Origin of the sequence: Photorhabdus sp. P32, assembly GCF_038085095.1 — a bacterium.
Classification (GTDB): Bacteria; Pseudomonadota; Gammaproteobacteria; order Enterobacterales; family Enterobacteriaceae; genus Photorhabdus; species Photorhabdus luminescens.
Genome location: NZ_JAZGJN010000180.1, coordinates 1 through 11,870, shown reverse-complemented (window position 1 = coordinate 11,870; position 11,870 = coordinate 1). Strand labels below are relative to the sequence as shown.

The window sequence follows — 11,870 nt, the reverse complement described above, 5'->3', positions numbered from 1 at the left end:
CCCCACCCCCCCCGCCTACACCGCCCCCCCCCCCCCCGATATCTCCACCTCTCTAGTCGTCGGCAGAGTCAGTTGTGTATTAGAGACAGGAATTATGAATATAAAAAACAGATAAGATTGGCATGAAAATAATTCAATATGGAGATATAAAGAATGGAAAATTCTATAGTGAGACAACTTAAATGCCAAGATTTTATTGAAAATAATCAGACTATACCCATAATCAATAAATAATTATTAAAAAGTAAAACCTATCATTAATCTGAATATATAAACCTTCTTTCGCTGGCACAATCCTGGAGATTTATCAACTTTATTAGACACCCAAGGTAAAGCCAACAATATTTTTAATGTTGCCCGAGATAATAACCGATGAGCTACTGGCTGTAATTCACAATTCTCCAAATGGTTTTCAAGACTCTTATGGATTGAAGCTCTCTCCTTCTCCAATATTATCTTGGAAATTTTCCCCGAATTTACCATACTGCCAAAAAGATCCTGTTCGGCAAAATAAGGGACAGTAATAATAACACCATTAAGAGTCACTGTGATATAACTTTGATCAAATTTATTTACAATAGACACAACACCTAATATTAATATGGCCGCTATTATAATTTTATTCAGTTTCATTTCGAATTATTACGATTATCTAATAACGATTAATACCCGCATAAAACAACAACAAATTTTAAATAAATAATTTCATTGTCAATCTTATTAAGATTAGAAAAAATTTGATACAAGGAGTAAATCATAAAAAACATTTATATATGAACAACCACCTTATCGACCTTTTAAGTATTACAGAATAATTCAGTTAATAAAAACAAAAAATACAAATTCAAATAATTTCACAACAAAATACTTAGATAACATTTCAATACGATCATTTGCGATCTATAGTGTCGCAAATTATATCTATATAAGTATAAAACACTTTATGCAGTTTGTTTTTCAAATTAAAAGATCTAAAATCTCAATTTTTCGATATAATCGATCTGCATCGTACAAAAACCAACCTTGACAAAACAGGATATACCCGGTAATTCTTTATGACTGAATAGGACATTCAGATTGCCCTCATGTGTTGAAATTAACCGTTGGATTATCCGAATTATTCAAGATATCCAACTGGGTTCAATAAAGCCTGGAGTTAATATGGAAAACCGGAAAGATTCAATTCAACCTTCCCAAACGGATCAAATACTCAATGTCATATCCGAATTATGTACCATTCGGAAAATGCAAGCGGCTCCCCCGCCAGAATCATGGCCTAGCACGCGTGATGTAGCAGAACAATGCGATTTTACCATCTACAAAGCGCGTTATTTGTTATTGAAACTGGCTAACAAAGGATTGGTTATGGTAACTCCATCTCCCATTAAGAATTCTCTCCGATGGTATATACCGGAAGACAAAATTAAGTCTATCTAATGTCAAGAAAATTTGAAGAAATGGATGTCTGCTCTGTACAGTAGGGCCTGTCTATATAGTCGAAAACTTGAAGAGACAACGTAAGGCCCTATGGTGTTATTCATTCAAATCGCTATATTCTTTCCATTACAAAAGCCTCAACAACGCGTTCAAGCGCAGAGATATCATAATCAATTATTATCATTTTATTTCAGAGGAAGTCAGAATGGAAAAATTGCATCGTTGGGAAAAGGATGGATATGTTGTCACTACAGATAAGAATAAATTAGATATTACGATCATACAGCAGTTTTTAACGAAATCCATTTGGGCGGAAGGAATCGACAAAGAGACAGTTAAGTTGTCGATCGACAATAGCTTGAACTTTGGTCTGTATAAAAATACTCAGCAAATAGGATTTGCTCGTATCGTGACTGACTTCACAACCTTTGGTTATCTTAGTGATGTTTTTGTTTTGGATGATTATCGAGGATTAGGATTAGGGCGCTGGCTAATGACATGTTGCCTGGAACATCCCCAAATAGCACAGCTTCGTCATATTATGCTGGTCACTTCTATGGCGCCGTGGCTGTATGAAAAAATGGGTTATTCCCCGGTAAACGAAGAAAACTTTGTTTGGCAAATTGTCCGACCAGATATTTATAAACAACCTAAAATATGAGGCAATCATCACGAAAAAATGCCCGATCACTTTGTCGGGCATTACTAGGACAATAGCTACACTATTATGATCAGCAGGAAGCTACTGCTTTATCAACTTGTATCTTTTAACCAGAAATTAAAAACTGGCGTTAACACCTAAGCTGAAAGCATAAGTGTGATTCTGAACATCGCCATCATTGCGTGATATTGACGCAAAAGCGCCCCAATCTTTTGTAATAGCAGCATTCATGCCAATAATGTATTCACGCCAGTTGGTGTCCTGCTTTTGACTTTTACTAACGAAAGACGTCTCAGTTGAGTTAATGGCGCTACTAATCTGATAACGCCTATCGCCGAACTGGTGGTTAAACCGAACTTCAGCATAAGGGTTAAAACGACTAAAATTGGTGTCCAGACGCCAGCCTAATGTTCCGACCTGAGAATCGTAACGTTGATCGCCGAAATGCATAGCCGTGCTGCTCTTACCCGATTCACGATAACCTTTAACATAACTCTTATCCCAAGCGTACTGGATAATCGGGCTGGTCATAACTGTAGATGTCAGCGGAATATCCCAACCCGCAGTAATGCGTCCGCCCCACTGATGGCCGGTAGTCGAAGCATGCTCCTTGCGCAGCCACTCATTGAGCATAATACCGCGCGTAATATCTTCATATTTCATATCCAAATAGTGAAGATCGCCGCTAATCCAACCTTTATCGTAGTAACGCCATAAGCCATAAGTGGTGAAGACATAACCACGACCATCAGCGCGGAAATGATTAACTGAGCGCTTATCCTTATAACGAGAGATCATTCCCCCTAACAGAATATTATCCGTGAGCTGATAGTCACTACCCAGTGTCAGTGTACTGTTGTGGTTACCGCTATAACCACCGAATACGCCTATTTTACCTTGGTCATTACCTACGCTGCGTAGCTGTTGCAAACGGTTGTCAAGAGAGGCTAGCGCCCCTTTCACCGGCACATTGTTGGTATTCGTCAGTGACATAACCTGATGTGGAGCATTAAGGATTGAAACAGTGTACTGTCCGACCAGACGCTGTGCAGCCGGCGTTGGATGAAAATCATCAGAAAATAAAAAGGATTTACTGGCATCAAAACCGGGATCATCAGAACTACAGGAATTAGCCTCCGTATCCCGAACACAAGCATAGCCTAAAGTATTGGAAAAACCGTAACGTAAAGGATTATCAATGACTTCATGCAAAAGCGCATTAACATCAACTCGAACAATATTGCCGCTCTTCTTGCTAAGTGCGATATCTTCTGATTTATTGTACTTGTCAACCAAGCCTGAGGCTTTACTGCTTGTTTCGTTATAACTATCAAGTAATAGTCGCTTATATTCTTCCGCTTTTTTAGCATCTCCATTTGAAGCCCTAGCCGCAAGCGTTTCAAAGATACCTTCGATAACTTGAAAGCGAGTATCTTCATTTATCGTTGGATATGCATTAGCGCCCGCACGAACCATATCCTTTAATTCCGTAATCTGGTCAGGAGTAAGAGAAATCGGGATCTTCTTGAGTCCTTCAGAGACGACGGATTTCATAATCATTGGTGTTTTACCGAGATCAGGAACAGTAGGTACAATAACGATCCCAGCTCCCGCATCAAGAAGTTTATGCACCTGTGCTGAGGCTTGCATAGCGCTATTTTTAACAATTTTCGGATCGCCCCCTAACATGACAGCTTTAAGATCATTACCGCCAATCCAGTGAACATACATGCCATTAGGATCAGCACGATTACCGTGGCTTGCCAAATAATTATCTACTTGATTTTGAGTATTGTTAGCTTTGTTCAAATCAGGAACAGCAGTCGATCCACCCACTGCGTAATTAGTCCCGCCTTTATTGAAAGGAATCAGTTCAGTCCCTAAATGTTGAGCGATAAGATCGTTATACAACTCACTGGTTGTACCATTGATCATATATCGACCTTTATTTCCTCCATCACTCAAGCTATCACCAAAAACATATAGATGGTCATAAGCGTGTGCATTCGAAATTGCACTTATAGAAAGTGCTAACATGCCTGGTGTAAATATAAATGCCCTTTTCATTAATATGATCCTCAAGAAATTATTTTATATTTATCATTGAACTAGCCGTTCAACTGAAATGATCAATCCAAATAGAAACTACGTTAATGAGATATGACGCAATCCTCTTTCTGATTAACCAATACCTCATTATAGTTAGTAATAGAGAGAATCCTGCATTGTTTTTTTAGGTTTTAATGTTTAGTGTTGTTTGATTGTTCAATTAACCAAATTGGTTAAAATTCAACTATCTATAAAAGTAATATTAGACCAGATAGATTTAATCCTCTCCTTATGTTTTATGAAATAGATCACAAAACAAACAGCAGAAAATTCCGATAAGAATAATGGCTAAGTCTGAGTAATATCTGAAGCGATCCATCACAATAAACGTGATAACGTTAATTCATCATCGTTTTAGAGAAATAAAAGATTAAGAAGAATAAATATGAGAATTCAGCAAGCAATAAAGGCCGATTTCAATAAGCTGATAGAAATCTGGGAAGCCTCGGTACGAGCAACACATGATTTTTTATCTGACGAACATATTAATCAACTACGCCCATTAATTCTGCATACCTATTTACCGGTACTGACTGTTTATAAAGCGATAAATGACAAACACGAAATTGAGGGTTTTATTAGTGTTGATCAGCATCGGGTTGAAATGCTGTTTATCTCACCAAATTCCCGTGGCAAAGGCATCGGCAAAGCACTGCTGAATTTTGCTATCACCGAATTAGGTGTCAATGAACTCGATGTTAATGAACAAAATGCTCAGGGAGTGAGTTTCTATCAGCACCAAGGATTCAAAGTTTTCAGTCGATCAGAAATTGATGGTCAAGGTAATCCATTTCCGTTATTACATATGCGAATTGCACGGCCGAACGCCGAAACGATCTAACTTCCCCCTCATATGACGCCACTATTAATAAGGCAGCGACTGTCTCTTCGCTGCCTAAACCTATATTTATTTCAAATTAAATTCTATTGCTAAAGTAAGCTCCCTCGGCAAACCAGCCGGTTTCAGTCCTACTGACCGAGCTTGTTGGATCGCCGCAAGGGCAGCCCGATCCAATTCATCAGCGCCTGAACTCTGCACTAATTGGTGATTCGTCAAATCGCCGCTATCCAGCAAGCTAAACCTGACCTGAACTATCCCTTGTTGTTTCATCTTCTTAGCCCGACGCGGGTAGCGTTTATGTTTTTCAATTTCACGACGCAAGGCAGCCTGATAGCTTTGTAACTCATCAGCTCCCACGCCCGTCATCGGTTGACTGGTCGTCGCCTGACGGGCGCCAGCTTGTGAATCCACTGCATCTCTCCCCGCTAACTGAGAGTTGCCTTCCGTTTGCTCTGCCTGTTTTTGTTGAGGCCCTTCTGTCGGTTTTTTCTGTAGCTGAGGTTTACTCTTCGGTTTAGCATCCACATGCTTTTCTGGCGGTGGCTTCGGGCGTTCCTGTTTCCGTGGCTTATCCGCTGGCTTATTAAGTACTATTTTTGCCTCATGGGGTGATTCCGCTACCACTATCTCTGGCGGTAACGGGGGTGGAATAGGTTCCGGTTCTACCGGTTGTTCCTGTCCGGCCGGTGCTGCCGAAGCAACCATTTCTATTGACATACTCATGATTGGCGAATTCACTAATTGATTATTCGCACTGTCATCACGCAGTAAATGCCTCGCCATAAATCCAACAAGACCCGCATGTAGCAGTAAAGAAGCAAACAAGCCAATATAAAAACGATTTCTCATCATAACTTCAAGCCATCTTTCCGTTCGTTATCTGTGGAGATTGCCAGCGCTCTTAACCGCAACCGGCAAATCTCCTTTAAAGAGTCAGAACCGACTGGTGACACTAAGCTTAAACGTTCGCCCAGGCGCTGGCATCATGGAACGCGTTAACGGGTCCAAATAATAGCGATCGGTTAAGTTGGTGCCAGATAATTCAACAACTACATCTGGCGTAACCTGATAATTAATATAGGCATCTACAGTCATTACCGAATTCCAGCGCATCGGATTATTATTTATTCCTTTATAAACGCCGGGTAATTTCTTCATTAACCATTTTTCATCCTTATTCTCCACACTGCTGTGGTATAACACTCTACTACCGATTTCTAAATTTTCATCCAATAACCGGCCACCAATATTCAGATTAAGAGAATAACGAGGAGGAATAGTTGTCCTTAAAAAACCACCGGGAAAACCGCCATCAATACATTCAGGAACACCAAATTGGTTTCTTGGATCTAACATAAGCGATGCAGTTTTATCACAAACTTTATTTTTAAGATTATAAGATAGACCAAAATGGGTAAAGAAACTACCGTTATCATAACGTCCCTGTAGTTCTAAACCGGATAATTTTTGTTTATCTAACTGAGTAAATACAAAGTTACTGTCACGATCAAAAACATGCTCAATAATGGTATTGTAATAAGCGAATCTAATATCCGCATTACGCTCCGCACCCAATAACTGACTTAAATCATGCACATAACCCACTTCCACTGTTTTACTACGTTCAGGTTTAAAGGCACGAGTAGGTTTATCAGTCAAACCGGAGGAAAAGCCAACGGTATCCTCAAAAATACTTGGCATACGTACTGCTTCAGCATAACGGGTATAGATACGTGCATGATCAGAGATATAAGCCGTTGCGGAAAATACCGGCGCCCAAGCATGATCTTTACGCTTAGGTTGTTTAGACCAGCGCTCCTGTTCACTTTTTGCTTTATAAACGCCCTTATCACTATTATTTAATATTTCTCCAGAGTCATCAATATAGCTACTATTCTGTTGAGCAGTACTGTATTCATATTTATACACTTCTTTATTCGTCACAGGATCAATAACGCGTTCGTTCATATCAAGTTTCCCATTAAAATAGGGATTATCTTGTTTATATAACTTACCATCATCATGATATTTCCAAAGCACATCTACCGGCACCATAGGGCGAAGAATTGAATCTCGTGCTTTTGAACTTGTAAATTTTTTATCGCTATATTCGTCAAATTCATCATCAGTCAGACACTCAAAGCATTCATCAAACTTTTTATATAGTTCAGCTTCCCGGTCGGTAAGTGTTCTCATATATTGCAACCCTTGGCCAACCAATTTTTCATGCTTACTATAACCAATATCACGGGCAGCCAAACGTTCATTTAAAAAATCATCCTTAGACCAATAACTTACCCGCCTAGCGCCGGCACTTAATGCCAACCATGAAGTAGGCCGCCAATCAAAATTAAAAGCAATATTATTCTCTTGGCGGCGTCCTTTTCTTGGTGGCGATCGAAAATTAGAAAAATTCTTCCCTTTATAATCATCATGGGAACCTAAACGTTCCTGTTGTAGGCTAGCTGACAAGGTTAAATCTAAACTTGAGGTCAATTGGAAAGCATTAGAAAGATCAACACCCCAACGGTTATTATGGGTATTGGTAGCAGCAGTATCTACCAGGCGACCATCTTTATTTGGATCTCTTTCCTTACCATTTACATCCCAAACGGCATCCCGCTCTCGCGGTTCACGTGGATATCCCCCGGCAGTATTAGTATCGCTGATAGTACGGGTAATCCAAAATTTCATATCAAAATCAACCCACTTATTTCCATCAGGTTTCCACTTATAATCCAGATTAAATGCCTGCTGATGTACATTCGCCAACGGCCACTGTGGTACAACGTTACTTTCAGCCCGAACCCAACCAATCCGCGAAGGCATAATCTCCCCGTAAATCGTTTTAGTATCACGGATACCAAGCCCAATCGTCTGTTGATTAGCCAGATACCAGTTATTTTTAAGCAACCAAGATTCCATTTCACTGGAGGTATTAGGCACTTCATTTCCAGGGCGATATATACGTGCCACAAAAGGCAGATAAGGATCATACGACCGGGTACCGCCATCAAGGATCTCTATATCCTCTTTACTAATGGGAGCATCATAACGATGAGCACCACCCTTGCCGGCAAAATAGTTTCCTTTACTGCGATAACTATAAGCTGCCATTAAATCAAAATATTCCTGCCGGGTACCTAGCGCCAGACGTATCGCATTATCTTTTAGGCCCAATAATTTATTATCTTTTGAAGTTTTCGGCGTAATTTCTAACGCAGGATCAACATAATTAAATCCCTGATTAAAACCGGGAATATCCCGATAATCTTGTCCTAATTCCAGATGTGGTACTCGTTCCTTAACAGCATTACTGCTGGTTTCCAATTTCAAGTTAATACCAAATCGTTCATCTACTGGTACTACATCATCAATACCCAGGGTTTTGATCATTACCGCTCCACCGATCGAACCTTTCACTCCACGTGTCAGTGACGGGCCTTTTTCTATTTCAATGCTGCTAATCAGGTTAGGATCAATATAGTTACGATTATTCGCACCGTTATAACCACGCCAAGTGGTAATTGCCTGCTCAGTACCGTCAATGGTAACAGGAACCCGTCCCTGCCCCTGAATACCACGAATATTAGGATCTAATGCGCCACTGTTTCTCGAATCACCACTAAATACGCCAACTGCGCTTTTTAAAACATCCGCCGGTGAAGCACCCTTATAGCGTTCTACCAAATCCTTACCCAAGTAAATATTAGTAATATCTTTATCATAAACCGCATCATAACCTGCCTCATCTTTTTCACTGGTCGCTGAAACGTTAATTTTACCGAGGTCAGCCTTATTTTCAGCGGGCTGTTTAGATGACTGAGCTAGTGTTTCTGCCTCAGAACGATAAGGCATCATACTGTAGGCTAATGCCAGCATGAATGTTATTTTGCTATATTTATTATTCAATTTATACATAATCATTATCTGCCATAGTGTGAATTGAAATAACTTATTACTTCAACCAGTATCAAAAATACTTTTCAAATTTAACTAACACTTCATTCTTATTATAGGAATAGAGCCAATCAACATTACTACTATTTTTTCTAAATCGATAAGTAATTACTGGGGTTAAACCGAAAACTTCAAATTTAGGCATACTCACAATTGCCGCATAGAATTGTTCATTATCTTTACGACGTGCATTTAGAGGTACACTGTAATCACCAAATTGCCGCTGGCGCAATGCAGTAAATACCACTGCATTAATTCCCGGATACAATTGAGTGGAAATGCCTGCTCGCACACCTTTTTGCTGATAATCATCCGCTTTTTCAACACTGGTTTTATTAACCCAATCCCCCCCCGCAAAGGTAATGGTTTGATCAGTTAAATAATAAGATAAGGTAGCATAAACAGAGGCCATATTACCGTCATTATGATTATAAAGTTTATGATAACGAAACTGCTTATATTCACCTTCCAAATTCAATGCCAGATTTTTAGATAGAATATGCATCCATTCGGTTTTCACTCCTGTAGTACGATAACGGGAATGATTACCAACATAATTAAACTCAACAACTGGCCCCAATAGGAAATCATCTTTTTGCGCTTTATAGCTATAGCCCGAATAAGCAGAAGTGGTATTTTCATTCTCTTCACTATGATGACGATAACTTTCCCCATAAGTCATCGAACGCAGAAAGACACCGTGGTGACCACTCAGCGGATATATCTTACGCAACGTAGCATCATAACTTATACCATTTGCTTTCTTTGCCATAGGCAAATTACGTTCAACTACGCACTCACCATTTTCACGATAGAATGTGCAAACAGGAGGCTTATCCGGCGACATATTCGTGTTATCGTTAAAGATATATCCCACGGAAAAAGATCCACGCCAAGCATTGCGCAAATTAATTGCCTCTTGATAATTAGTTATATTCTTAATGACTGCCGGTGGTAATTTATTTTCATTATCGCGACTAGCCGCTGAAATTTCATTAAATAGTAAACTGGCTTCACTATTTTTTTGATTCTCATAATAGACCCTAGCTAACTCTAATTTAGCACGGATAAAATCAGGTTGTTGCTGCAAGATAGCCTGATAATGCTGTTCTGCTGCTACTAAGTCACCTTGTAAACGCGCCAAATTCCCCTGAGCAAAATGGACCAATTGGGTATCATGTCTAGGTAACTTCTGGTATATCAACAAAAAGCGCTTAACATCCTGTACTTGTTGATGATTAATAGCTAAATAGAGCGCCTGACCAATATCATTCACATTATTTTCAACACTAAACGTTTGACCATTAAGTACTATCGATAAATGATCCGTCTTTTTATTTACAGTTTCATCTGTGACAAGCGCTTCTTCTTGATTCTGCAAATTTCGCTGTACGTTATGCCACAATCTTCTACCGGTATCTTCATCTGCCAGCACCAAAGATGGCTTTATAAACAAACAGCTAATGAGTAAAGTAAAACGAACAATTGGGATATTTAGCATCGTTAATATCACTGCTTAATTGTCGAGCCAAAAATAAACAAAAATAAGACAAAGCCAATATGAACTTTGTCTTATCCAATCATTACAAACTCATATTATGGATTCTTAGTTCCGCCAAAAGCAGTATCTTTGCTATGATCCGAAGCAAACGTAGCAGTCCCTGCTAAACTAGCTGCATTATCACCAAAGAAATGGCCGCTGTTTGTCCCGACAACATTTCCAGCAGTCGCCCTACCCGCAAATGAACCATCTGTTCTAATCCTAGAATTAATACCAACGGTCAATGCACTATTTGCTATTGAACCAGTAAGCCTTTTCTGACCGAAATCAGCAGTAAATGTTCCATGTAGGGCATTGCTGCCACTATATTGGTTAATTCCTTTAACCGTATAAGTTGCAATACCACCAGTAGGCAAATTAGTGGTCACATCTTTACCGGAATAATAGGCGGTATGAGTAGTATCATCTACCGTGCCTTTTTGTGACCATTCACCAAAATAAACATCAGCATTAGCCACTTTACTGAAATTGAACACCCCCATCCCACTATGGCTACCTGATCCCGGCATAGAAATTTTGTGAATTCCATTTGCATCCGCTGCGGCATAACGGGTAAGCCCTGAAAAGCTAACAATTTGACCACCAGCAATGGAATGTACCCCAACTCCCGGTTCCCCCCCAGGACTTCCATGACCAGAACCACCCTGTTTAGTCACACCTACATTAATGCTAGGTTTATTCGCATCAAACTCTTGAGTTTGCCCAAATCCAGGTACAGCCATTGCCTGTGTTACTAATCCACATGTACCTAATACTGCAATTAACACTTTAACTTTGTTCATAGCATATTCCTTATGTTAACTAATTAAATGTTAGAGTATTGCTTATTACATAGTTTTAGTACCGTCCGAAGACTGGCGCGCATATTAACGTACTTTTAATAAAAAATGAAATGATAATCATTATCATAAAATAATCGTATCTATTTGTATAGCATGGCAATTAATTCAGCTAACTATTTAATTATTAAATAAATATTTACCATAACCTTAATATAACAATGGATATAATATTAGATGAATCACCCAATAATGAGTGTAAAAATATCAATACATATAGATGTATAAATAAGAAATTATTTCAATATTAAATTAATAATAATGTTATTGTTTGCATGGTAACTATATAACATAAAATTAGCCATTTCACATTAATTAAGAAATACTTAACAATGATAAATAGAAATCAAAAACATATATCTCATCTAAATAGGAAAAATTATTACGCCAAATGTAAATATATTTATTCAGAAAAACACTGCTAATCTATTAATTACTAAAACAAGTAACATAAATATATTA

9 protein-coding genes are annotated in these 11,870 nt (G+C 38.8%); 3 read left to right on the top strand and 6 right to left on the bottom strand.

What is annotated here, in order from left to right; translation table 11 throughout:
* Nucleotides 1–237 precede the first annotated feature (237 nt).
* Nucleotides 238–633, bottom strand: coding sequence for a hypothetical protein (locus V2H77_RS02125; RefSeq protein ID WP_341497476.1), 396 nt, complete (start codon nucleotides 631–633; stop codon nucleotides 238–240).
* Nucleotides 634–1,161: 528 nt separating this feature from the next.
* On the opposite strand from V2H77_RS02125, the gene V2H77_RS02120 reads away from it, so the two are divergent.
* Together V2H77_RS02120 and V2H77_RS02115 are read left to right on the top strand one after the other, a co-directional pair.
* Entirely contained in the window at nucleotides 1,162–1,437 is a 276-nt protein-coding gene (locus V2H77_RS02120) for a FaeA/PapI family transcriptional regulator (protein ID WP_049582811.1), read from the top strand.
* A 205-nt stretch (nucleotides 1,438–1,642) separates the two neighbouring features.
* The gene (locus tag V2H77_RS02115) at nucleotides 1,643–2,098 is read left to right on the top strand and encodes a GNAT family N-acetyltransferase (protein ID WP_341497475.1); all 456 of its coding nucleotides are present in this window, start codon (nucleotides 1,643–1,645) and stop codon (nucleotides 2,096–2,098) included.
* 117 nt (nucleotides 2,099–2,215) lie between these two features.
* Here V2H77_RS02115 and V2H77_RS02110 read toward each other — a convergent pair whose 3' ends face one another.
* Entirely contained in the window at nucleotides 2,216–4,165 is a 1,950-nt protein-coding gene (locus tag V2H77_RS02110; protein WP_341497474.1) for an autotransporter outer membrane beta-barrel domain-containing protein, read from the bottom strand.
* A gap of 427 nt (nucleotides 4,166–4,592) precedes the next feature.
* Here V2H77_RS02110 and V2H77_RS02105 point away from each other — a divergent pair, with 427 nt between their 5' ends.
* The gene (locus V2H77_RS02105) at nucleotides 4,593–5,048 is read left to right on the top strand and encodes a GNAT family N-acetyltransferase (protein WP_341497473.1); all 456 of its coding nucleotides are present in this window, start codon (nucleotides 4,593–4,595) and stop codon (nucleotides 5,046–5,048) included.
* Between the two features lie 66 nt (nucleotides 5,049–5,114).
* Here V2H77_RS02105 and V2H77_RS02100 read toward each other — a convergent pair whose 3' ends face one another.
* The 4 genes from V2H77_RS02100 to V2H77_RS02085 all read right to left on the bottom strand — a co-directional run bounded on the left by V2H77_RS02100 (nucleotide 5,115) and on the right by V2H77_RS02085 (nucleotide 11,351).
* Entirely contained in the window at nucleotides 5,115–5,900 is a 786-nt protein-coding gene (locus V2H77_RS02100; RefSeq protein ID WP_341497472.1) for an energy transducer TonB, read from the bottom strand.
* 81 nt (nucleotides 5,901–5,981) lie between these two features.
* The gene (locus V2H77_RS02095) at nucleotides 5,982–8,969 is read right to left on the bottom strand and encodes a TonB-dependent receptor domain-containing protein (protein WP_341497471.1); all 2,988 of its coding nucleotides are present in this window, start codon (nucleotides 8,967–8,969) and stop codon (nucleotides 5,982–5,984) included.
* Nucleotides 8,970–9,021: 52 nt separating this feature from the next.
* Entirely contained in the window at nucleotides 9,022–10,509 is a 1,488-nt protein-coding gene (locus V2H77_RS02090) for a surface lipoprotein assembly modifier (RefSeq protein ID WP_341497470.1), read from the bottom strand.
* Nucleotides 10,510–10,604: 95 nt separating this feature from the next.
* Nucleotides 10,605–11,351 carry a Slam-dependent surface lipoprotein gene (locus tag V2H77_RS02085; RefSeq protein WP_341497469.1) on the bottom strand — a complete coding sequence of 249 codons (747 nt, stop codon included), beginning with the start codon at nucleotides 11,349–11,351 and terminating at the stop codon, nucleotides 10,605–10,607.
* Nucleotides 11,352–11,870 lie beyond the last annotated feature (519 nt).

Bases quoted from the DNA above. Each gene is read 5' to 3' on its own strand.
- V2H77_RS02100 (WP_341497472.1), bottom strand. From the start codon at position 5,900: ATGATGAGAAATCGTTTTTATATTGGCTTGTTTGCTTCTTTACTGCTA.
- V2H77_RS02095 (WP_341497471.1), bottom strand. From the start codon at position 8,969: ATGTATAAATTGAATAATAAATATAGCAAAATAACATTCATGCTGGCA.
- V2H77_RS02090 (WP_341497470.1), bottom strand. From the start codon at position 10,509: ATGCTAAATATCCCAATTGTTCGTTTTACTTTACTCATTAGCTGTTTG.
- V2H77_RS02125 (WP_341497476.1), bottom strand. From the start codon at position 633: ATGAAACTGAATAAAATTATAATAGCGGCCATATTAATATTAGGTGTT.
- V2H77_RS02105 (WP_341497473.1), top strand. From the start codon at position 4,593: ATGAGAATTCAGCAAGCAATAAAGGCCGATTTCAATAAGCTGATAGAA.
- V2H77_RS02110 (WP_341497474.1), bottom strand. From the start codon at position 4,165: ATGAAAAGGGCATTTATATTTACACCAGGCATGTTAGCACTTTCTATA.
- V2H77_RS02085 (WP_341497469.1), bottom strand. From the start codon at position 11,351: ATGAACAAAGTTAAAGTGTTAATTGCAGTATTAGGTACATGTGGATTA.
- V2H77_RS02120 (WP_049582811.1), top strand. From the start codon at position 1,162: ATGGAAAACCGGAAAGATTCAATTCAACCTTCCCAAACGGATCAAATA.
- V2H77_RS02115 (WP_341497475.1), top strand. From the start codon at position 1,643: ATGGAAAAATTGCATCGTTGGGAAAAGGATGGATATGTTGTCACTACA.